Origin of the sequence: Alteromonas sp. S005 (assembly GCF_036864475.1) — a bacterium.
Lineage (GTDB): Bacteria > Pseudomonadota > Gammaproteobacteria > Enterobacterales > Alteromonadaceae > Alteromonas.
Genome location: NZ_JAZETN010000002.1, coordinates 203,233 through 229,696, shown reverse-complemented (window position 1 = coordinate 229,696; position 26,464 = coordinate 203,233). Strand labels below are relative to the sequence as shown.

General features: G+C 49.8%; 5 protein-coding genes and 1 tRNA gene. 4 read left to right on the top strand and 2 right to left on the bottom strand.

Translation table 11 applies throughout. The annotated features are described in order from the left end of the window. Positions 1-35 precede the first annotated feature (35 nt). The 4 genes from V7R55_RS03565 (at position 36) to smrA (ending at position 21,968) form a co-directional block, all read left to right on the top strand. Positions 36-20,681: a BapA/Bap/LapF family large adhesin gene (locus V7R55_RS03565; protein ID WP_334057400.1), complete on the top strand. Its 20,646-nt coding sequence runs from the start codon at positions 36-38 to the stop codon at positions 20,679-20,681. Positions 20,682-20,888: 207 nt separating this feature from the next. Beyond that, positions 20,889-20,963: transfer RNA gene (locus V7R55_RS03560), tRNA-Arg, on the top strand. Between the two features lie 132 nt (positions 20,964-21,095). Continuing rightward, complete coding sequence (locus V7R55_RS03555; RefSeq protein WP_334057398.1) at positions 21,096-21,221, top strand: hypothetical protein; 126 nt, start codon at positions 21,096-21,098, stop codon at positions 21,219-21,221. A gap of 159 nt (positions 21,222-21,380) precedes the next feature. After that, a complete protein-coding gene (gene smrA, locus V7R55_RS03550) occupies positions 21,381-21,968 on the top strand; it encodes a DNA endonuclease SmrA (RefSeq protein ID WP_334057396.1) in 588 nt (195 codons plus the stop codon). Positions 21,969-22,123: 155 nt separating this feature from the next. On the opposite strand, the gene V7R55_RS03545 is transcribed toward smrA, so the two are convergent. Both V7R55_RS03545 and purL read right to left on the bottom strand, forming a co-directional pair. After that, positions 22,124-22,264: a hypothetical protein gene (locus V7R55_RS03545; RefSeq protein ID WP_162889815.1), complete on the bottom strand. Its 141-nt coding sequence runs from the start codon at positions 22,262-22,264 to the stop codon at positions 22,124-22,126. 257 nt (positions 22,265-22,521) lie between these two features. After that, positions 22,522-26,409, bottom strand: coding sequence for a phosphoribosylformylglycinamidine synthase (gene purL / locus V7R55_RS03540; RefSeq protein ID WP_334057394.1), 3,888 nt, complete (start codon positions 26,407-26,409; stop codon positions 22,522-22,524). Positions 26,410-26,464 lie beyond the last annotated feature (55 nt).

Genomic DNA, 26,464 nt, shown 5'->3' with positions numbered 1-26,464 from the left:
GTATAGCGTGATAATTTATTGATTGAGAGGGAAACATGGCTGAAGTAATCATTGCGGAAGTAAATGGCGAAGCTTCTTTAACTCGCGGAGAAACCGGTGAGCAGGTCAATGTTATTGTTGGTATGGCAGTGGCCGAAGGCGACGAATTGAATATATCACCTAATGGGTATGTTACCGTCAGCGTAGATGGAGAACTGCGCACACTTCCAGCAGGACAAAACATTACTTTTCCGCTGCAATTAGACTTTACCGAAAGCAACTCCGACGATGAATTCGCCGTCTTTGATGAAAGTGTTGATGAACTTGCCGCAATACTCGATGGCGTAGAAAATATTGAAAGAAACGTTCAAGAGGGGGATGCCGACTTCCTTGACGTGCTTGCTGGGGAAGGCGATATTTTAGAATCGTTGGAAGCGACAGCCGCAGGCCTTGACGGCGGTGCCGGTACTGACGGCGGAAGCAATTTTGTGCGCGTTGATCGCATAAATGAAGAAGTCGATCCAGTGGGCTTCCAGTTCGATCAAAGTGCAAATGGCAACGACGATGTTACGCCAGTTGAGTTTTCTGGAACAGGCGAGCAAGCACAAGACATTTTACTTACCCTAGATGCGATTGGCTTAACAAGCGACACCACGCCAACACTATCGGGCATTACTTCAGCAATTCCAGGCAGTACAGTCACACTCACCGTTACCGATAGTGCAGGAAGTATTCAAACTGTCACAGCTACCGTACAGGACGACGGTACGTTCAGTGTAGACGTACCAAATGCACTGGCTGATGGTGAGTTCACGGTAGATGCTACCGTGTTAGAACCTACAGGTAATACTGCAGATAGTTCTACTACTGGTGAAATTGACGCTACCGCTCCAACCATTACTATTAATGCGCCGGGTTCTGATAACGACACCACGCCTACCCTTTCAGGTACCACCGATGCCACTCCTGGCAGCACAGTTACGCTAACCATTACCGATAGTGCTGGCAATACGCAAACCGTGACAGCTATTGTGCAAGTGGACGGTACCTATAGCGTTGATGTACCTGCTGAATTAGCTGAAGGCGAATTTACCGTTAACGCCAGCGTGACCGATGAAGCAGGCAATACAGCAACTGCTGATACCACAGGGGAAATTGATACCACCGCCCCAACCATTACCATAAATGCGCCAGGTTCTGATAACGACACCACGCCTACTCTTTCAGGTACCACCGATGCCGCACCGGGCAGTACAGTTACGTTAACCATTACCGACAGTGCGGGCAATACGCAAACCGTGACTGCCATTGTGCAAGCAGACGGCACCTATAGTGTTGATGTACCTGCTCAATTAGCCGAAGGCGAATTCACCGTCAACGCAAGCGTGACTGATGAAGCTGGTAATACGGCAACCGCTGATACCACAGGGGAAATTGATACCACAGCGCCAACAATCACCATTAATGCGCCAGGTTCTGATAACGACACCACGCCTACTCTTTCAGGTACCACGGATGCCGCACCAGGCAGTACAGTTACGTTAACCATTACCGACAGTGCGGGCAATACGCAAACCGTGACTGCCATTGTGCAAGCAGACGGCACCTATAGCGCAGATGTACCTGCCGAATTAGCCGAAGGCGAATTTACCGTTAACGCCAGCGTGACCGATGAGGCTGGCAATACAGCAACCGCTGATACTACAGGTGCAATTGATACTACCGCCCCAACCATTACCATTAATGCGCCGGGTTCAGATAACGACACCACGCCTACCCTTTCAGGTACCACTGATGCCACACCGGGTAGCACAGTTACGTTAATCATTACCGATAGTGCGGGCGTTACTCAAACCGTGACAGCTATTGTGCAAGGGGACGGTACCTACAGTGTTGATGTACCTGCGGAATTAGCTGAAGGCGAATTTACCGTTAACGCCAGCGTTACAGACGAATCAGGCAATACCGCAACCACAGACACTGTCGGCGAAATTGATACCATAGCGCCTTCGATCACTATCGACAATATAGCTACAGGTAACGACACCACGCCAACCTTGTCAGGTACCACCGATGCCGCGCCGGGCAGTACAGTCACGTTAATCATTACCGATAGCGCGGGCAATACTCAAACCGTAACTGCCACTGTGCTAGCCGACGGCACCTATAATGTTGATGTACCTGCTGAATTGGCCGAGGGTGAATTTACGGTTAACGCTAGCGTGACGGATGAGGCTGGCAATACAGCAACTGCTGATACCACAGGTGAGATTGATACTACTGCCCCAACCATTACCATAAATGCGCCAGGTTTTGATAACGACACCACGCCTACCCTTTCAGGTACCACTGATGCCACACCGGGTAGCACAGTTACGTTAACCATTACCGATAGCGCGGGCAATACGCAAACCGTGACTGCCATTGTGCAAGCAGACGGCACCTATAGCGCAGATGTACCTGCCGAATTAGCCGAAGGCGAATTTACCGTTAAAGCCAGCGTGACCGATGAGGCTGGCAATACAGCAACCGCTGATACTACAGGTGAAATTGATACTACCGCCCCAACGATTACCATTAATGCGCCGGGTTCAGATAACGACACCACACCTACCCTGTCAGGTACCACGGATGTCACACCGGGTAGCACAGTTACGTTAACCATTACCGATAGTGCGGGCAATACGCAAACTGTAACTGCCACTGTGCTAGCCGACGGCACCTATAGCATTGATGTGCCCGCTGAATTGGCCGAAGGTGAATTTACGGTTAACGCCACCGTGACGGATGAGGCTGGCAATACGGCCAATGCCGAAGTTCAGGGTGCTATCGATGTGACGGCACCAAACATCTCATTAAACGACCCAGGAATAAATGGCGATGCTACACCCACACTTTCTGGTTTAACGGATGCGGTGCCCGGAAGCACGATAACCCTTACCGTTACCGATAGTGCAGGCGTTACTCAAACCTTTACCACCACTGTACTTGCCGATGGCACCTTTACCGTTGAAGTTCCAAATGCGTTGGCAGAGGGTACATACAGCGTAACTGCTGAGGTGACAGATGGTGCGGGTAACACTGCACAAGCAACAGCAAGTGGCGATTACGATTCTACGAGTCCTTCGACGACCGTAAATCAACCTGCGCCAACGAACGATACTACGCCAAACGTTTCTGGTGAAACCGATGCCCCTCCTGGCAGTGAAGTCGTCATTGTTGTTACAGATAGCGAGGGTAACGAACAAACAATCGTTACTACAGTGGGCGCTGACGGCACATTCAACGAAGATGTGCCAGCGGAGCTTAGCGAAGGTGAGTACACGGTAGATGTTACTGTAACAACACCAGCGGGCAACAGTTCTACCACCACAGTGACTGGCGAAATTGACACCACGGCGCCGATAATCAGCCTTGATCCTATTGGCTCAACCAATGATGACACGCCAGTGATAAATGGCGACACCGACGCAGAGCCGGGTGCGATAGTAACACTAGAAATTGTACATTCAGATGGCACTACGCAAACCATTACTGCAATAGTGCAAGAAGACGGTAGCTTCAGTACTGAAGTGCCGCAAGCACTCGCAAATGGCGACTTCACGGTAACAGCTACTGTGTCAGATGTGGCGGGCAATACCGCTTCAACGACAATCGATGCGGTTATTAATACCCAAGGCCCTAATGTTGTTATTGAAACCGGCTCTCCTACCAACGGTAGTGAAGGCATAGGGGGGTCGTCAGACGCCCCTAATTCAGAGGTTGTGGTTGTTATCACCGATAGCGACGGCGACAGCCAGACAATAACGGGGACAACCGATGAGAATGGCAACTTCAATGTAGCATTCCCTCCTGGCTCTGAAGAGGGCGAATACGAGATTGAAGTGACGGTGACAGACGAAAATGGCAATAGCTCTACCGCCACGGCCACTACTGTACTTGATACCACCCCGCCGATTGTGAACATCGACCCGCAAACGGATACTAACGACACAACACCGACTATCTCAGGTAATACAGATTTACCCGCAGGCAGCGAGGTCGCTATTACCGTCACCGATAGTCAGGGTAATACGCAAACTGTTACCGCCATTGTTGATGAAAATGGTAATTTCAGCGCCGATGTCGAAGACGCGCTAGCAGAAGGCAACTATGAGGTTTCTGTCGAAGCAACTGATGCAGCGGGTAATACCACTACCGCTGTCGACAACAGTGGCAACATAGATACTACCGCACCAGCGCTTTCTCTAGACCCGCAAACTGACGGTAGCGACATCACGCCAACGATTTCAGGCTCTACCGATTTACCCCCTGGTTCAACAGTAACCATTGCAGTGACCGACAGCGCGGGCAACACGCAAACTATCGATGCCATCGTTGATGAAAACGGTGATTTTAGCGTGGACGTGCAAACGCCGCTGACTGAGGGTGAATATACCGTAGAGGCCAGTGCTACAGACGATGCAGGCAACACAACGACTGTTACTGAAAATGGCGGCAACATTGATACGCAAGCCCCCACCATTTCACTAGAACCACTTGGCACAGGTAACGACACGACACCGTCAATTAGCGGCTCTACAAACTTGGAAGCAGGCAGCACGGTTACACTTACCGTTACCGATAGCGCTGGAAACAGCCAAACCTTTACTGCCACAGTAGACGATAACGGCGAGTTTAGCGCAGACGTGCCTGCCGAACTCGCTGACGGCGACTACACTGTTGAAGCAACAGTTACTGATGCTGCGGGTAATAGTGCTTCGACGTCACAAACTGGCACCGTGGACAGCAATGCGCCAAGCTTAACCCTTGATCCACTGGGTGATGATAACGACACCACGCCCACTATTTCCGGCACTACCGATTTACCCGCTGGCAGCACTGTTACACTGTCTGTTACCGATGCGCTTGGCAATACACAAACGTTCGCGGCGACGGTAGATGGTTCAGGTAATTTTAGTGTCGATGTGCCCAACCCATTGGCGGAAGGGGAATATAGCGTAACGGCTACAGCGACCGATGCGAACGGCAATACTGCAACGGCAACGGAAACTGGCGGTAATATCGATATTACATCGCCACTGGTTAATTTAGATGCTCAAGGCAGTACTAATGATACTACGCCAACCATCTCGGGTAACACAGACCAGGCACCGGGTAGCAGTGTATCAATCACGGTTACAGACAGTGCAGGCAATACACAAACCTTTGACGCTATAGTCCAAAATGACGGTACCTTCTCTGTTGATGTGCCGGCAGAGCTTGCCGACGGCAACTTTACCGTTACTGCCACGGTCACTGACGATGCGGGTAATCAAGACTCTGCATCCACACTGGGCAATATTGATACCGCAGCACCAACGCTATCGCTCGACCCACAAGACATTGGCAACGACACCACGCCACTAATTAATGGCACGACAGATTTGCCACAAGGTAGCACGGTAACACTGGTGGTCACCGATAGCTTAGGTAATCAGCAAACTATTGAGGCTGCTGTTGATGAAAACGGAAGCTTTAGCGCTGAAGTACCTAGCGCATTAGCAGAAGGTAACTACTCCGTTACAGCAACCGCTGTCGATGAAAATGGTAATACCGCTAGCGTGACAGAAAACGGCGGCATTGTAGATATAACTGCACCATCGCTAACTTTAAATTCAGCGGGCTCTGGCAACGATCCCACACCAACTTTATCGGGCAGTACCGACCTGCCTGAAGGAAGTGTTGTCTCGCTAACGGTCGTAGATAGCGCAGGCAACACGCAAACGATCAACACCTTAGTCGATGCTAGCGGTAATTTCTCTGTCGACGTACCCCAAGAATTGGCTGATGGAGACTTTACTGTTACTGCCACGGCAGAAGACGAGGCAGGCAATGAAGTTACAGACAACACAACGGGTAACATTAATACTAGCGCTCCTACATTAGTGCTAGATGGACAAGGCGAAACGAATGACAGCACGCCCGCTATTTCAGGCACTACCAACTTGCCTGAAGGAAGCACGGTTACTTTAACCGTAACGGATAGCGCAGGTAATACGCAAACGATTACCGCGACAGTGGGTGCAGACGGAGCATTTGGTGCAGATGTTACCACCCCACTCGCTGATGGCGCTTACACCGTTACTGCTAGCGCAACTGACGGCGATGGCAATACGACAACAGTAACTGACAATGACGGCGTTGTAGATACCACCGCGCCTACGCTTGCCCTAGAAAACCCTGGCAGTACGGGTGACACCACACCTACACTTTCAGGCACCACTGACCTTCCTGAAGGAAGCACGATTACACTTGTCGTTACAGATAGCGCTGGAAACACGCAAACTATCAATGCCTTGGTCGATGCAGATGGTAGCTTCAGTGTAGATGTGCCAAACGCGCTAGCTGACGGCGACTTTACTGTTACTGCCAGTGCAACCGACAGTGCAGGCAATACCGCGAATGCCAATACAACAGGTAATGTAGATAGCGAAGCGCCACTGTTAACCCTTGATACACAAGGCGCTACTAGCGATGTTACCCCAACTATCACAGGTACTACTGATGTTGCTCCCGGCACACTGGTTACCATAACTGTAGTCGATGCTAATGGTGACTCGCAAAGCTTCCAAGCAGCCGTGCAAGCAGACGGCACATTCAGTGCCGATGTGCCTAGCGCTCTGGCTGAAGGCGACTTTACCGTTACGGCAACAGTAAGCGATGCACAAGGCAACACCGCGACGGCAAACGAAGCAAATGGAACAATTGATACACAAGCGCCTATTGTTAACGTTAATCCGTTAGATTCAGGTAATGATACTACGCCGGTTATTTCAGGGAACACAGATTTACCTGAAGGTGCTGTCGTTGTGATCACCGTAACTGACAGCAATGGTGACACGCAAACCATTAACGCATTGGTTGATGCAGACGGCAACTTTGCAACAGAGGTATTGTCTCCACTGCCTGAAGGAGACTACAGCGTCGAAGTTACTGCAACAGATGATGCAGGTAATTCAACAACCGCAACAGAGGACGGTGGCAATATTGACACCACCGCCCCTGTACTTACGCTAAATCCGCAGGGCACAGGCAACGATGAAACGCCTAACATATCGGGCAGCACTGATTTAGCGCCGGGAAGCACAATCACGTTAACCGTCACAGATAGCGCTGGCAATACACAAACCTTTGACGCCATTGTGGACGCGAATGGTGACTTCAGCGCAGATGTTCCAAACGCTTTACCGGATGGTAGCTACACGGTAACAGCAAGTGCCTCAGACGATGCAGGTAATACAACCACCACCTCTGATACCGGTACGTTAGATACCAGTGCCCCTGCGTTGACACTAGATGCACAAGTTACGGTTAGCGATACTACACCAACCATTTCGGGTACGACTGACCTACCCTCGGGTTCAACCGTGACGCTTTTTGTCACTGACAGTGCAGGCAACACCCAAACCTTTACTGCACTTGTTGATGCAAGCGGTAACTTTAGTGCTGATGTCCCCGCGCCTCTTGCCGAAGGTGATTACTCAGTAACCGCTACCGCTACAGACGGCAACGGAAATAGTGCCTCTGTCACCGACAATAACGGTATTGTCGATACTATCGCCCCCGTTATTTCACTAGATGCGCTAGGTTCAAATAACGATACTACGCCTACCATTTCAGGCACTACGGACTTAGCAGCAGGTGAGAGCGTAACACTGTCGATCACCGACAACGCTGGCAATACACAAACTGTGACCGCAACGGTTGACGCAAACGGCAACTTTACTGTGGATGTACCAGCTGCACTGGCCGAAGGTGACTATACGGTTACTGCAACGGCCACCGACGATGCAGGCAACAGTGCGTCAGCCAATGCAACAGGCACTATAGACACCACAGCGCCAACCCTAACCTTAGACACTCAAGGATTAGGCAACGACACAACGCCAACCATTTCGGGAAGTACAGATCTAGCGGAAGGTAGCGTGGTCTCCTTGGTTATCACAGATAGTGCAGGCAACATTCAAACGATTACAGCAACAGTTGACGCTGCAGGAAACTTTACGGCTGATATACCCGCGGCACTAGCTGAGGGCTCGTACAGTGTTGAAGCTACCGCCACTGATGAAGCAGGCAACAGCACGTCGGTTCTCGATAATTCAGGCGTAATCGACATCACGCCACCTGAGCTAAATCTTGAAGAATTAACACCAGAAAATAACCTAACGCCAACTATTTCTGGCACCACAAACCTTCCAGCTGGCGCCATTGTCACATTAACGGTGGTCGACAGTGCGGGTAATACCCAAACCTTTGCAGCAACGGTACAAACCGACGGTAGTTTTGCCGCCAACGTACCTTCACCACTAGCTGAAGGTGACTATACGGTTACCGCAACCGCTCAAGACGCGGCGGGCAACCAAGGTTCTGATTCTGAAACGGGTGGCAGCGTAGATACCACAGCACCTATTATCACTTTGGATCCGATTGGTACAGGTAACGATAACACGCCTACCATTAGCGGAAATACCGACCTAGCAGCAGGAAGCACAGTAACTATCACAGTAACTGACAGTGTTGGCACTGTGCAGACGCTTACTGCAACTGTTGATGGTAACGGCGACTTTAGTGCAGAAGTGCCTAACCCAATGGCAGACGGAAACTTTGACGTTACTGCAACGGCCACTGATGCTGCAGGCAATACTGCTACAGATACAGTGAGCGGCGACATAAACTCTGCTGCGCCTACCCTATCCCTCGACCCTCTTGGTTCCGGCAACGACACGACGCCGACCATTTCAGGTAACACCGACTTAGCGCCAGGTAGCACTGTAACGCTAACTGTGACTGACAGTGCTGGAAACACACAGACATTCAGTGCCATAGTGCAAGGTGATGGAAGCTTTACGGCTGATGTTCCTGCGAGCTTACCTGAAGGTGACTATTCTGTTACTGCCACCGCCACAGACGGCGCTGGCAACAGTGCATCGGTAACCGAAAATGGCGGTAACATCGATACAACAGCCCCATCGATAACCATCGATACACAAGGGCTTGGCAATGATGCAACGCCGTCTATCTCTGGCACCACAGACCTCAATGCTGGCGACACGGTTAGCATAAGCGTGACAGACAACGCTGGAAATACCCAAACATTCACAGCAACCGTTCAAAACGATGGCACTTACAGTGCTGATGTTCCTACCGATTTAGCTGAGGGCAGTTTCAGTGTGACTGTCACTGCGACTGACGATGCGGGTAATTCAGCAACGGCAATAGATAATAACGGCATCATAGATACAGCAGCCCCGACCGTAACGTTGGACGCACAAGGCCTAACCAACGACGCTACACCGACTATATCGGGAACCACCGACTTGGCTGCGGGTAACACTGTAAGCATTAGCGTGACTGACAACCAGGGCAATACGCAAACCTTCACAGCCACCGTTCAAGCGAACGGCAGCTTTAGCGCTGATGTGCTCCTTGACCTTGCAGAAGGCGATTACACCGTAGAAGTGACGGCGATTGATGCTGCGGGTAATCAAAACACAGCGGTTGATAACAACGGCACAGTTGACACCACCCCACCTGTTATCAACTTAGATCCAGTGGCCAGCGGCAATGACGCAACGCCAATTTTGAGCGGTACTACCGACTTGCCAGAGGGAGCAACAATTACACTGGTTGTCACCGATGCAGGCGGTAATGTACAGAACCTTACTGCTACGGTAAACGCGGATGGCACTTTCTCAGTTGAAGTACCCAGCGCGCTTGTTGATGGCGATTACGATGTAACAGTAAGTGCGAGCGATGCTGCGGGCAATAGCACGACAGTGACGGATAGCGGCAATATTAATGCCAGCGCCCCGGACATTACCCTAGATGCCCTTGGCCAAACAAACGATGCTACACCCCTTATTTCTGGCACAACTAACGCGCCAGTTGGTGCCACTGTCACTTTAACAGTGACAGATAGTGCTGGAGCAGTTCAAACCTTTACTACAACCGTACAAGGAGATGGCACCTTCAGCGCAAGCGTACCGTCAGACCTGGCCGAAGGTAGTTACACAGTTGTCGCAGAGGTGAGTGACGGAGCCGGAAATACAGGCTCTGACTCTGAAACTGGCGGTGTGGTAGATACCACATCACCGGCTATTGATGTGGCAGAGCAAGGTGTTGGCAATGATGCAACACCAACCATTAGCGGCACGACAGACCAGCCAGCCGGAAGCACGGTTTCAATTACCGTCACCGATAACGCTGGCAATATACAAACCTTAACAGCAACCGTACAAGGTGATGGCTCCTTCAGCGTAGACGTACCCGCCACTTTGGCTGAGGGTAGCTACACAGTTCAGGCTACCGTTGTTGATGAAGCTGGCAATACAGCGTCCGACGCTGAAACCGGCCTAATCGACACAATTTCACCTGTTATTACGCTGGACGAGCCAGGTACAGTTAGCGACTCAACCCCAACCATAAGCGGTACTGTAGATTTACCGCAAGGTTCTACAGTGCAAATAACTGTTGTTGATAGTGCGGGTAATACCCAAGTGTTCTCTGCATTGGTCACCGCGGGAGGCGTATTCTCTGCCGATGTACCAGTGGCGATGGCTGAAGGAAACTTCACTGTTTCAGCAACCGCCACCGATGAAGCAAACAACAGTACAACCGATAACGAAGCAGGCGTAGTTGATACTCTAGTACCTACACTTACTATAGATGTTGCCGATACCACTAACGACGCGACGCCACTCATTACCGGTACAACCGATGAACCTGCAGGCTCAGTGGTTACTATTTTGGTAACGGATAGCGCCGGTGCAACCCAGACCTTAAGTGCAGTGGTACAGGCCGATGGTTCTTTCTCTATCTCCCCAGGTACGGATTTAGCTGAAGGAGACTTCACGGTAAGCGCTACCATCAGTGATGAGGCAGGTAATACAGCAACAGCCAGTGATGCTGGAAGTATAGACACTACAGCACCATCACTAACCTTAACGCCACTTGAGGAAGGCAATGACACAACGCCTACCCTATCTGGTAGCACAAACCTTGCGCAGGGTAGTGAAGTTACGCTTGTGGTAACTGATAGCGCAGGAAATGTTCAAACCATCACAGCTACAGTTGATGTAAATGGAAACTTTACAGTGGATGTGCCCGCGCCTTTGGCAGAAGGTGCATACAGTGTTGAAGCCACGGCGAGTGATGAAGCGGGTAATAGCACTACCGTCGTAGACAATACAGGCGTTATTGATACGACAGCTCCTACCCTATCGTTAGATACACTAGCCCAAGACAGTGACACAACGCCTACAATATCCGGCAATACTGATCTGCCTGCAGGCGCGACAGTAACGATTACGGTTACGGATAACGCAGGTGTAAGCCAAACCTTCGATGCAACCGTTCAGGGAGACGGCAGTTTCTCGGCCGATGTCCCAAGCGCTATGGCTGAAGGAGGGTATACTGTCACCGCCGTGGCCCAAGACCCAGCAGGCAATGAGACTACTGCCACTGAAACAAACGGTAGCGTAGACACTACCGCGCCGACGATCAATTTAGATGCACAAGGCACAGGTAACGATACTACGCCAACGATCACGGGTAGCACCGATTTAAGCCCAGGTAGTTCAGTGACCATAACCGTCACCGACAGCGCGGGAGCAGAACAGACATTTACGGCTATTGTCGATAGCCTTGGTAATTTCAGCGCCGACGTGCCCAATGCAATGGCAGACGGAAACTTCGATGTTACTGCTACCGCCACTGATGCCGCTGGAAACTCGGCGTCTGATACTACCAGCGGCAATATCAATACAGCCGTGCCAAACCTAACCTTGGATCCGCTTGGCACAGGAAACGACACAACGCCAACCATTTCCGGTACTACAGATATTGCGCCAGGCAGCGCCGTATCCATCAGCGTTACCGATGATGCTGGTAATACGCAAACATTTGACGCCATTGTTCAAGCTGATGGCAGCTTCTCTGTAGATGTGCCAGCAGCCTTATCTGAAGGTAATTATTCAGTCACCGCAAGTGCGACAGATGGCGCGGGTAATACGGCAACCGCAAACGAAAATGGCGGTGTTATCGATACTACTGCGCCAGCTGCGCCTACTGTTGATGCAGGCAACGGTACCGAAATTACCGGCACAGCCGAAGCAGGCGCTGTCGTAAACGTAGACGTTGACGGTGATGGCACACCTGATTTCACAGTGATTGCTGATGGCGATGGTAACTGGTCAGTAACACCCACAACACCGCTACCGGATGGCGTGGTTGTCACGGCAACAGCAACCGATGAAGCTGGCAATACGAGTAGCCCGGCGTCTGATACGGTAGACGCTGTTGCTCCAATCGTTGCCTTTAACGATCTAACGACTAATGACACCACGCCTGCACTTACCGGTTCGGTAGACGATCCAACCGCCATCGTGGTCGTTACCATTAACGGTACAGACTATACCGCGACAAACAATGGTGATGGCAGCTGGACACTGGCTGACGATATCGTTGCCGCGCTGGCTGAAGGTAGCTATACCGCTACGGTTACAGCTACTGATGCCGACGGTAACACCGGAACTAACTCTGGCACTGTGGTAGTTGACACCACTGCTCCAGCAGCGCCTACCGTCGATGCAGGTAACGGCACTGAAATTACGGGTACTGCGGAAGCAGGGGCAACTGTAAATGTGGACGTGGATGGCGACGGCACGCCAGACTTCACCGTCATCGCAGATGGCGATGGAAATTGGTCAGTAACACCCACTACACCACTGGCCGATGGCGTGGTTGTTACGGCAACGGCGGTTGATGAAGCTGGCAATGGCAGCGCACCAGCGTCAGATACAGTAGACGCTGTTGCACCAGTCGTTACAATCAACGACTTAACGACTAATGACGCTACACCAGAGCTAACCGGAACGGTTGACGATCCAAGCGCTATCGTAGTAGTGACCATTGATGGCGTGGACTACACCGCAACTAACAATGGCGATGGAAGTTGGACCCTGGCTGACGATGCAGTGGCTACACTTGCAGATGGTAGCTATACCGCTACCGTTACTGCCACGGATGCCGATGGCAATGTGGGTTCAAATTCAGGAACCGTAGTGATTGATACTACACCACCTGCCATACCTACCGTGGATGCGGGCAACGGCACTGAAATTACCGGTACCGCTGAAGCCGGTGCAACCGTAAATGTGGACGTGGATGGCGACGGCACGCCTGATTTCACCGTCATCGCTGATGGCGACGGTAATTGGAGCATTACGCCTGATACACCGCTTGCCGATGGCGTAATTGTGACCGTAACGGCAACTGACGCAGCGGGTAACATTAGCAACCCAGCCTCAGACACGGTTGACGCGGCTGCACCGGTAGTTGCCTTCAACGATTTAACAACAAACGATACAACGCCGGCACTTACTGGTTCGGTTGACGACCCAACAGCCACGGTGGTTGTTACCATCAACGGTGCCGACTATACCGCCACCAATAACGGTGATGGCACGTGGACACTGGCTGACGATGCGGTAGCGGCACTTGCTGAAGGTAGCTATACCGCAACGGTTACTGCAACCGACCCAGAAGGTAATGTGGGTACGAATACTGGTACAGTGGTTATTGATACCACAGCACCAGCAGCGCCTACTGTTGAAGCGGGCAACGGCACTGAAATTACCGGCACAGCCGAAGCGGGCGCTACGGTAAATGTGGATGTAGACGAAGACGGCACGCCAGATTTCACCGTGATCGCTGATGGCGACGGCAATTGGAGCGTAACGCCAGATACACCATTAGCAGATGGAGTTGTAGTAACGGCAACGGCTACCGATGAAGCGGGTAACACCAGTGGGCCTGCATCTGACACAGTAGACGCCGTGGCACCTGTCGTAACCATCAATGATGTAACGACCAACGACACTACGCCTGCGCTAACGGGTACGGTTGATGACCCGACGGCTACTGTAGTAGTCACCATTGACGGCAACAACTATACCGCTACCAACAATGGTGACGGTACATGGACACTCGCTGATAACGTAGTCGCAACGCTTGCAGAAGGCAGCTACCCAACATCGGTAAGCGCGACAGACGCCGCGGGCAACACGGTAACCAATACCGGTACTGTGGTAATTGATACTACCGCGCCTACGATTGTAATAAACGATCTTACCACCAACGACACTACGCCTGAGCTTACCGGTACGGTGAACGACCCGAATGCAGTTGTGGTGGTGACGATTGATGGTAATGATTACACCGCTACCAACAATGGTGATGGCACCTGGACACTGGCTGATAACGTAGTCGCCACGCTTACAGAAGGTAGCTACCCAACATCAGTAAGTGCAACAGACGCCGCGGGCAATACGGTGACCAATACGGGTACGGTAACAATTGATGTCACCGCACCTACGGTTGCAATAAACGACCTGACCACCAACGACACTACGCCTGAGCTTACCGGTACGGTGAACGACCCCAATGCAGTTGTGGTGGTGACCATTGACGGCAATGACTATACCGCCACCAACAATGGTGACGGCACGTGGACGTTGGCTGATAACGTAGTCGCCACACTCGCTGAAGGCAGCTACCCGACTTCGGTAAGCGCGACAGACGCCGCGGGCAATACGGTGACCAACACAGGTACAGTGGTAATTGATACCACCGCGCCTACGGTTGCAATAAACGATCTCACCACCAACGACACCACGCCTGAGCTTACCGGTACGGTGAACGACCCCAATGCGGTTGTGGTGGTGACCATTGACGGCAACAACTATACCGCTACCAACAATGGTGACGGTACATGGACACTCGCTGATAACGTAGTCGCAACGCTTGCAGAAGGCAGCTACCCAACATCAGTAAGTGCAACAGACGCCGCGGGCAATACGGTGACCAATACGGGTACGGTAACAATTGATGTCACCGCACCTACGGTTGCAATAAACGACCTGACCACCAACGACACTACGCCTGAGCTTACCGGTACGGTGAACGACCCCAATGCAGTTGTGGTGGTGACCATTGACGGCAATGACTATACCGCCACCAACAATGGTGACGGCACGTGGACGTTGGCTGATAACGTAGTCGCCACACTCGCTGAAGGCAGCTACCCGACTTCGGTAAGCGCGACAGACGCCGCGGGCAATACGGTGACCAACACAGGTACAGTGGTAATTGATACCACCGCGCCTACGGTTGCAATAAACGATCTCACCACCAACGACACCACGCCTGAGCTTACCGGTACGGTGAACGACCCCAATGCGGTTGTGGTGGTGACCATTGACGGCAACAACTATACCGCTACCAACAATGGTGACGGTACATGGACACTCGCTGATAACGTAGTCGCAACGCTTGCAGAAGGCAGCTACCCAACATCGGTAAGCGCGACAGACGCCGCGAGCAACACGGTAACCAATACCGGTACTGTGGTAATTGATACTACCGCGCCTACGGTTGTAATAAACGATCTTACCACCAACGACACTACGCCTGAGCTTACCGGTACGGTGAACGACCCCAATGCGGTTGTGGTGGTGACCATTGACGGCAATGACTATACCGCTACCAATAACGGTGATGGTACATGGACACTGGCTGATGACGTAGTCGCTACACTCGCTGAAGGCAGCTACCCAACATCTGTTACTGCAACTGACGATGCGGGTAATACCGATACAGACAGTGGTACTGTAGTAATTGATACCACCGCGCCTACGGTTGCAATAAACGATCTCACCACCAACGACACCACGCCTGAGCTTACCGGTACGGTGAACGACCCCAATGCGGTTGTGGTGGTGACCATTGACGGCAACGACTATACGGCTACCAACAATGGTGACGGCACATGGACACTGGGTGACAACGCAGTTGCTACGCTAGCAGAAGGTAGCTACCCAACTTCGGTAAGCGCAACAGACGCCGCGGGTAATACGGTCACCAACACAGGTACGGTAACAATTGATGTCACCGCACCTACCGTTGCAATAAACGACCTGACCACCAATGACACCACGCCAGAATTAACTGGTACGGTGAACGACCCCAATGCGGTTGTGATGGTGACCATTGATGGCAATGACTATACGGCTACTAACAATGGTGATGGCACCTGGACGTTGGCTGATAATATCGTCGCCCTGCTCGCTGAGGGTAATTATACGGCTGTGGTTACCGCCACAGATGCTGTAGGCAATGTTGCTACTGACACAGGTACAGTTGTCATCGATACCAGCATTGATGAAAACAATAATGGTCAGACAGTAACGTTCGACAGTATCTCAAACGACTCAGGCGTGGCTGGAGACTTTATTACTAGCGATAGCACACTTATCTTTAATGGTACGGTGGATCTTGGTGACAATACTACCCTAACCGTTACCGTTGATGGCACGTCCTATACCTTTGGCACTGACCCCGAACTTGCTATTGATGGCAGCGGTAATTGGAGCCTTGATTTAACAGGCACACCGCTACCAGCAGGTACCTACGCGGTGGTGGCAACAGTCACAGACGAAGCAGGTAACTCGGCAAGCACAGCAAGTCAGAATGTTGTCGTACAGGCTCTCGATGCAATAAACGACGGTAACACCGTTGATATGGGCGAACCTGTGGTTACTGTAAATCCTCCGGAAACCACCAGCGACGTGCAGGTGATTGGCTTAACAGAGTCTACAGGAGGCGTTGATGCAAGTGCTTCCTTTATCGTTTCCCCTAACCATGTGGGTGAAGTATTAGTAGAGGTAGAACAAATAGCCTTGGTTGCTGTTGCCGATGCCTACATTGTTGAGGTGTATGACGAGAGCGGTCAGCTTGTTTATAAAGGGGTAAGCGCAGACTCACAAGTTGCCGATGTCGGTGGACTAGACATTTTCAATGTTACTGGCGATGAGACTATTTCGTTCTCGTTAGCAGGCCTTGACGCTGGCACCTACAGCGTGGTGGTCCGCAATGATGAAAATAGACTGGGAGATTTATTAGACAATGACAACAGTAACGACGTTGACCTTGATGAACTAGGGACAGCAGGTGTCGTGCTTGGGCCTGATAACCAAACGGAGGTTCTTAACTTCGTTGAAACCACATTAAACGGTGGAATTTTGAATGTTATCTTGCCCGGAACCGTTGGCACGCAAGTTAGAGGGATCCTTGAAGGCCTACTTGATACAACTACTGTAATTGGCGTAGGTCAGCTGGTTGGTCTACTAACTACGCCAATAAACGCGCTTGGTATCACAGGTCTCCTCGACGCTGTGGCCGATGTTCTTGCCGATGTATTGCTCAGCAATACGTTAACCCTATTGCAAGACACTGACATCACAACAACATTAACCGAATACACCTATACGGGTGATTTAGTGGCCCAAGGTAACCTAATAGACGTTGATATTAGTGGCGTAGGCGCAGATACCATTTTAGACGGCGCCCAAGTAACGCTTGTTACCAACGCCTCTGGTGATAGTGTGGCGGTTCCTGCAACAGGTACCGTTACTATCCAAGGTGACTATGGCGTACTGGAAATTGCCGCTGACGGCACTTACACCTATACCGCCGATGGTGACCGCAGTGCAATTGGCCAAGACGAAGTGTTCAACTACACCTTATCAGATGGTGAAACTTCTGATATTGCGGCGCTTACCATCACCATTTCTGGCAGCGACTTCCCGCCAGTAGTAGCGCAAACCGATAACAATGATATGGAGCTAGGCGCACAAACCGCCATCGTTAATACACCAGTTACTGATAGCGACTTGCAGGTGATTGACGTAGCAGCTGGCTCACCTGCCGCAGGCTCTCCTACCGCTAGTACAACATTTACTGTCGGAGCCGACTACTTCGGAGAAGTGGTTGTAGAGGTTAGCCAAACTGCGCTAGTTGCAGTGGCCAATGGGTATCGAGTTGATATTGTTGATGCAGATGGCAATGTAGTTGCCTCAGCGACAGCGCCAGACAGCCCTCTTGTTGGTGACGCTTTAGGGTTAAATGTCTTGGGCTTGTTAGGTGATGACACCTTGGTGGCAAAGTTCTCTGGGCTCCCGGCTGGAGACTATGCCGTTGTTGTTCGTAACAGTCAAAGCTCCCTCGAAAACTTGTTTGACCAAGATGGGGACGGCTCGATTACACTTGCTGAACTAGGCGATGGCGGGGTCGTTCTTGGCGAGGAAAACCAAGAGGTGGTGCTAGATGCAATTGAAACTGCGCTAAATGGTGAAGCAGGTTTAGGCGTTATACCTTTAGGAACTCTAGTAAGAGAAATTATTCTTGAGCCAATCCTAGCCACCGCGGACACTATTGGAGCTGGCGATTTGGTCGGTACTATTAACTCAGGTCTTACAACGCTAGGAGTAGCACAGTTGTCTGATGCTCTCATTGACGAGATTGCCGCAATCTTGCTTAGCAATACGATATCCTTACTAGAACAAACGGATGTGACTACAACACTAACGGAATATCAGTTTGAAGGTAGCACAACAACGTCTGGGAATGTTATCGATGCGGCTAACACAGGCGATGTAGCCGATAGCATTGCCGAGGGCGGCGTAGTGACGCAAGTTACCCATTCCAATGGAGAGTCAGTGACTGTATTAGGTACTGGTTTATCTGGTATTACCATTGAAGGTGATTATGGCGATTTAACTATATTCGAAGACGGTAGCTACACCTATGTAGCCAACGGTGTACGTGACGGCTTAGGCAATACAGATAGCTTTAGCTACACCATTTCAGATGGCACGAATACCTCTACCGCCAATCTTAACTTTAACTTGTCAGGACAAGGAGTATCGGCAGACTCGGCCCGTGCTGAATTGACCTATGATTTTGTCTCAGAAGCGGGCCTTAGTGAACTGGATGCGCTGCAGCACGATTATCTCCTAAGTTTGTTTATTACAAGTTTTAGCGATGAATTTAGCCCTATTAATGTGTCTGCAAATACTACTCAAGATATCACGTTAAACGTAGATGCGGGGGGCTTAGTAGCATTAGGCTCTAGCATTACTATAACGGTTGAAAAGTTTGTAAACGGAGCGTGGGAGCCCTATAGGGTTTTCCCCAACGATGAGCTTATCAGCTTGTTAGGTGTTAACGGCGATACTGTTCTTACCGTCAACGGATTAACTGAGGGTCTATACCAGCTCACAATGGACGGCACTATTGGCGTTGGATTAGCCGGCAGCATCAGTGTAGATCTTTCCTCTACCGTAAACTATCTTGACCAGTTTGAAGTTAGCGGCGTACAAACTGCCACCGGCAATCTGTTCGATAACGATATACTGTTTGGCCCAACATACGACGTAACCGTATCTACTGATGGAACAACCTTCCAAGACGCCACTGGCGGCATTACGTTAGTGGGTGATTACGGTACGCTACAAATTGACGAAACTGGCGCATACACTTATACCCCAGATAACACGCAAGCCGTGTTTGGCGGGACCTTAACGGATACCTTTACTTACCGTATCGAATATCCAGACGGCACTATCGAGCAGGCAGAGTTTAACGTGTTTGTGACGGCATCTGGTGAAGGTGTACCTGAAGTCGTGACAACCACTTCATCGGAGTCTGTAAGTGCGTCAGATAGCAGCGGCACCGTTGTAACTGACGAGCCTACAGCACCTGACGTGATCGACCTAACAGGGCAAACGCTTCAAACAGTTGACCTGAATGCTGGAACTCGATTGGTAACGCCAGAAAACGAGACTACTGCGCCGCTTGTGAGCACAGAGCCTGTTGAGAGCGTTGGACCGATTGAAAGTACGCCAGACATCATCACGCTTCCTGAAGAAGAAGTGAGCACACTTGGCACCAATATGGGCGATGGCTTCGGTGGAGGAGATACTATCGACTTGACAAGACAAACACTTCAAACCGTTGATCTTAATTCTGAAACTCAAGTTTTAACGCCAGAAAACGAGCCGACTGTGCCTCTCATGAGCACTTTGCCTGTCGAGAGTATTGAACCTGTTGAGAGTGCACCAGACATCATTACACTTCCTGAAGAAGGTGTCAGCACGCTTGGTACTAATGTAAGCGATGGCTTTGGCGGAGCAGATGCTATCGACTTGACAAGACAAACGCTTCAAACCGTTGATCTGAATGCTGAAACTCAACTGGTAACGCCAGAAAACGAGCTGACTGCGCCTCTTATGAGCTCTGAGCCTGTCGAGAGCATTGAACCTATTGAGACTACGCCAGACATCATTACGCTACCTGAAGAAGAGGCGAGCTCGCTTGGAACCAATGTGGGCGACGGCTTTGGTGGAGGAGACACTATTGACTTGTCTGGCACTAAGATTGATACCGTTGATATAGGTGGACCTTTGCCTACTGCACCGAATGAAGGCACAAGCCCGCTTTCACCTGAGGCTTCGACGCCTGAAAGTACTCTGCCTGATGACACCATCACGCTTCCAGAAGAAGACGATATAGTCTCTGGGGGTCCGGTGACAGAGGTAACTGTTGACGTCGTCGATATTGATCTTCCCCCAGAAGAGTTGATTCTGCCATCAACAGAGCCTACTTCTGTGGATTCAAATGGTGAGGGCGCATCTCCTGATGCTAGTGACGGACTTGTAGGCGATACGTCTAAAGAAAGTAGTGCTGATGTAACAACGGCTTCTCAGACAGAGTCTGAAGTGCTGAAAACAGCGATAGATAAACTTCCACCAACTGACATCTAATCTTGTTGTGAAGTTAACCTTAAGCCCTCGCATTTGACGAGGGCTTTTTTTTGGGTATCCTAGAATCACGTGGGATTCATACCAATCTGCATAGATAAGCCGTTTTAGCCGCATAAGTGCGCTGTTATAAAACACTGCACCTTATTGATTAATCAAAGGGTTTCGTATTTTTTGGAACTACGTATAATGGCTATTCTTACGCATTAGGTCCCCATAGTTTAATGGATAAAACAAGGCCCTCCTAAGGCTTAGATGTTGGTTCGATTCCAGCTGGGGACGCCATTTTGGCCGGCTTAAACCCAAAATAAAGTAAACCTTCCTATACATTTCACTACCCTATCATCATGTTTATTTCTTCTACTCTGGTTGTAATTTAATCGAATTGCGCAATACTCTTCTAAACAGGAGAGCACAATGACTTTCGATTCGTCCCCCAAAAAAGAAACAGGCGATGATGTTGAAACACCGAGTGATTCAACATTTACCGAAGAGGAATGGTTTGCCGTAGAGGCACTATCTGAGCCAGGTGCCATCTACTAACCGATGAAATTTCAAAATTAATCCCCACTTTTATAGCCGTTGCCTATTTTAAGCGTCGTCTATCTGCGCGTTTAGCTTTCCAATAAGTACACTTCGCATAGACCATCAGGCAAAGAATAACGTATAAATAATGATGTAGTAGTTAATACGGGGAATAGTATGAGCCAATTTGAAAACAACGATATCGATTCGTTTTTTGCTGAAATGCAAGATGTAAAACCAATCGCTTCTGATGATAAGGCTGTATTACACGACCCTGAAAAGGCGCTCGCCGAAAAACAAAAAAGAGCAGCTATAAAGTTGAGCGTTCGCGAGAAACTCGCTAATCCATTGAGCATGGAAGGTGTAAAGCCAGTACCGCCTGATGACTTTATACATTTCCAGCAGCCCGGCATACAAGACGGCGTATTTAAAAAACTTCGTCTTGGTAAATACCCTTTGGAAACCAATATAACGCTATCAGGAAAGACACTAGAGCAAAGCCGCGACCTGATTTATAGCACCATTAAATCAAGTCACGAACGAGGGGTTCGTGCACTGCTTATAAAACATGGAACGGGTGAAAATAGTAAGCCATTTCCTGCGCTGAAGAAAAGTTACGTTAACCACTGGCTACGTGAACTTGATGAAGTAATTGCCTATCATACAGCACAACCTATGCACGGCGGATTTGGCGCTACCTACGTGTTGCTGAAAAAGCACCCTCAGCAAAAACTAATAGATCGGGAAAAAAATAAGAGGGGATAAAGTACGAAGCAAATTAATCAAAGTTCGGCAGAGTTTTTTATACTCGTCATTTGAAGGCCTTTTTATTACCGATATACACCGAATATTTTAATAGCCCCAATGATTAACGCCCGTAGCAGTCAACCTGCTACGGGCGTTAGAATTTTTCTTTCAGACTACTTAACTGAAGACTGCACACTTAGCGTTGTTGGAGCTTCGGCAGATTTCGCAGATGTGCTAAAAACAGCAGTTACGAACATCAGCACTACAGCCACAGCTACTCCGGTTAAGCCAAACCCTTTTGAAGAACGATTCATTGGTCGTCTCTTATTATTAAAACCAGTAAGCAAATGCTAAACACTGGTACAACCCTAACTCAACTCCTGTAACCTAGTTGCATTCCTTGCTTGCACTACAATAGATCAGTGACAAACTGATGACAAGGGCAAAAATCAGATTTTTGACACTTTGCCAAAGCTTTGACACCTATTTAAGGTATGCGCATTTATTAAACAGTATTTTTATAGAAAATAAACAGGGGTTTCCCCCTGTTTATCTAAGTTACAAAGTTAAATTAACCAACAAACTTACGGGCGTTTCTAAAGATGCGCATCCACGCGCCGTCTTCTTGCCATTCATCTGGGTACCATGAGTTTGCAACAGCTCTAAATACACGTTCAGGGTGCGGCATCATGATAGTGCTGCGCCCATCGACAGACGTTAAACCTGTAATACCTTGCGGTGAACCGTTCGGGTTGGCTGGGTATTGCATAGTTGGCTTGCCGTAGTTGTCTACGTAGCGCATGGCTACCTGACCACTTACTTGCGATAGCGCGTTTTCGTTTGCAAACTCAGCCTGACCTTCGCCGTGCGACACTGCAATAGGCATACGCGAGCCTGCCATGCCATCGAGCAGCACAGACTTAGATTCCATCACTTCGACCATTGCAACACGGGCTTCAAATCGCGCCGACTGGTTAGTCACAAAATGTGGCCAGTGCTCAGTACCAGGGATCAACGATTTTAGGTTCGATAGCATCTGACAACCGTTACATACACCTAAACTAAAGGTGTCATTGCGGTTAAAGAAACCTTCGAACTGATCCCGAGCCATGCTGTTAAACAATATAGATTTCGCCCAGCCTTCACCTGCACCTAATACATCGCCGTAAGAGAAACCGCCACAAGCAGCAAGACCTGCAAACTGTTCAAGGGTAGTGCGACCCGCCAGCACGTCACTCATGTGTACGTCGATAGCGTCAAAACCTGCACGGGTAAATGCAGCCGCCATTTCTAGATGCGAGTTTACGCCCTGCTCTCTTAATATCGCCACTTTTGGCTTAACGCCTTTGGCAATATATGGCGCTGCAACGTCTTCGTTTACATCATATGACAACGCAACGTGCAAACCTGGGTCGGCAGCATCTTGCTTCGCCACGTGTTCTTGTTCAGCGCACTCTGGGTTATCACGAAGTTTTTGCATTTCAAACGTAGTTTGCGCCCAAGTAGTACGCATTGATACACGGCTATCAGCAAGTACAGCTACACCGTCGCGGATAAACTCAATCATATCTGTACTATTTAATGTACCGATATCGTGAGTCAATTCAGTTAAGTCAAACTTAGCCAGTACAGCGTTAACTGCGTCTAGGTCGCTTTCAAGCACTTGAATTACACCGCCCAATTCTTCATTGAACAATACAGCGATATCGTTGCCTTCAAGGCTATCAAGGTTAACGCTCACACCTGTTTTACCCGCAAAGGCCATTTCTGCCACTGTAGTAAACAGGCCGCCGTCTGAACGGTCGTGGTAAGCATGCACTAAACCTTTTTCGATAAGCGTTTGCATAGCGTCAAAGAAGCCTTTAAGACGGGTAGCAGAAACCACATCTGCTGGGCTATCGCCAAGCTGTGTATAGACCTGCGCTAAACAGCTAGCGCCCAAACGATTTTTACCTTCGCCCAAATCGAGTAGCAACAAGCGGCTTGCACCTTTATCAGTGCGTAGCTGAGGCGTTAGGGTTTTGCGAATATCTTTTACTGCACCAAACGCTGAAATAACCAGTGACAGCGGAGAAGTCACTGCTTTATCTTCACCGTTTTCATTCCATGCGGTTTTCATCGACATGGAGTCTTTACCTACAGGAATGGTTAAGCCTAGCTCTGGGCATAGCTCTTCACCCACAGCTTTCACCGCCTCATAAAGACCTGCATCTTCACCTGGGTGTCCAGCTGCTGCCATCCAGTTTGCAGACAGTTTAATGCGCTTAATATCGCCGATATTTGCTGCAGCAATGTTGGTTAGTGCTTCCCCCACTGCAAGACGGGCAGACGCCCCGTGTGATAACAATGCAACTGGTGTACGTTCACCCATTGTCATTGCTTCACCATGGTAGGTATCAAACGCTGTTGCGGTTACTGCTACGTCGGCCACTGGTACTTGCCATGGCCCAACCATTTGATCGCGACTTACAAGACCGGTTACCGAGCGATCGCCTATAGTGATAAGAAATGTTTTCTCTGCAACGGTAGGTAATGACAGAATACGTGTCGCTGCATCACTTAAAGTAATGCCTGCGTCGTCTAATGCTGGTGAGCTTACCTTGGTTGAGCTTACGTCGCGATGCATTTTAGGCGGCTTGCCTAAAAGTACATCTAGCGGCATATCGATAGGATTGTTGTCAAACTGACTGTCGTTCAGGTTCAGGTGCTGTTCGGCAGTGGCTTCACCAACCACAGCAAAGGGCGCACGTTCGCGGGCGCAAATTGCTTCGAATACCGGCATATTTTCCGGTGCCACAGACATAACATAACGTTCTTGCGATTCGTTACACCAAAGCTCTAGCGGCGTCATGCCAGGCTCATCAGACAGTACTTTTCTTAGCTCAAAGTTACCGCCACGGCCACCGTCATTAACCAGCTCAGGTAGTGCGTTTGAAAGACCACCTGCGCCCACATCGTGGATAAACTGGATAGGGTTGTTATCCCCTAGCTGCCAACATGCATCAATAACTTCCTGGCAACGACGCTCCATCTCAGGGTTGTCACGCTGTACTGAAGCAAAGTCTAAATCTTCGTTTGACTGTCCAGATGCCATTGATGACGCTGCACCGCCGCCAAGACCTATGTTCATTGCTGGGCCGCCAAGTACAATAAGCTTAGCGCCTACTGTGATTTCGCCTTTTTCAATATGGTCACGGCGGATGTTGCCTAAACCACCAGCTAGCATAATAGGTTTGTGATAGCCGCGCACTTCAACGCCGTTGAAGCTGTTTACTTCTTGCTCGTAAGTACGGAAATAACCCAGTAGCGCTGGGCGACCAAATTCATTATTAAAGGCTGCGCCACCTAGTGGGCCTTCAAGCATAATATCGAGAGCGCTCACAATGCGCTGCGGCTTACCATACTCAGCTTCCCATGGCTGCTCAGCGCCAGGAATACGTAAGTTAGATACGGTAAAACCAACCAAACCGGCTTTAGGTTTTGAACCACGACCAGTAGCACCTTCATCACGGATTTCACCGCCAGAGCCGGTTGCCGCACCGGGGAAAGGTGAAATAGCTGTTGGGTGGTTATGAGTTTCTACCTTCATCAAAATATCAATATTTTCATGATGGTATTCGTATTGATGCGACTGAGGGTTCGGGAAGAAACGCCCTGCTTCCCATCCTTCCATTACCGCTGCGTTATCTTTGTAGGCTGAATAGACGTGATCAGGTAACAACTCGTAGGTGTTTTTGATCATTTTAAACAGAGACTTGTCTTGATCTTCGCCGTCAATGGTCCAGCTAGCGTTAAAAATTTTGTGGCGACAGTGTTCAGAGTTTGCTTGCGCAAACATATAAAGTTCAACGTCTGTCGGGTTTCTGCCTAGCTTTGTAAAGCTATCATACAGGTAGTCAATCTCATCATCTGCTAATGCCAGGCCTAATGACACGTTGGCATTAACCAGTGCTTCTTTGCCTTGTCCTAACACATCTACACTAGTAAAAGTATTAGCTTCGGTTTGTGCAAATAGTACCTCTGCGTCGTCAGTATTCGTAAACACTGACTCAGTCATTCTATCGTGTAAGAAGCTAGCGATAAGTGCAAAGTCATCGTCACTCAAAGTGTCTTCTGTTTCGATATAAAACGCGCATCCACGCTCTATGCGATTGATACTTTTTAAACTGCAGTTGTGAGCGATGTCGGTGGCTTTAGAAGACCAGGGGGAGATAGTGCCGGGGCGAGGAGTAATGAGGAAGAGGGTTCCAGAAGGTGTTTGTGCTTGCCTCGCGGGGCCGTAAGTGAGCAGCTTCTCAAGTATTTCTATTTGCTGCTTAGACAAGTCACCTTGGGAATCGACTAGGTGAACATATTCGCTATATAGGTTTTTAACCCTAACGCCGGATTGACCCAGCTTTGCAATCAGTTTAGTTTGGTTAAACTCTGATAGTGCAGGAGCGCCTCGAAGGACCAACATATTGATTTACCTGGTTTGTTAGAAACAACGACCACCAATGCGACGCGTTGCCTCT

Coding starts and splice junctions, on each gene's coding strand:
- V7R55_RS03565 (WP_334057400.1), top strand. CDS start 36: ATGGCTGAAGTAATCATTGCGGAAGTAAATGGCGAAGCTTCTTTAACT.
- V7R55_RS03555 (WP_334057398.1), top strand. CDS start 21,096: ATGACTTTCGATTCGTCCCCCAAAAAAGAAACAGGCGATGATGTTGAA.
- smrA (WP_334057396.1), top strand. CDS start 21,381: ATGAGCCAATTTGAAAACAACGATATCGATTCGTTTTTTGCTGAAATG.
- V7R55_RS03545 (WP_162889815.1), bottom strand. CDS start 22,264: ATGAATCGTTCTTCAAAAGGGTTTGGCTTAACCGGAGTAGCTGTGGCT.
- purL (WP_334057394.1), bottom strand. CDS start 26,409: ATGTTGGTCCTTCGAGGCGCTCCTGCACTATCAGAGTTTAACCAAACT.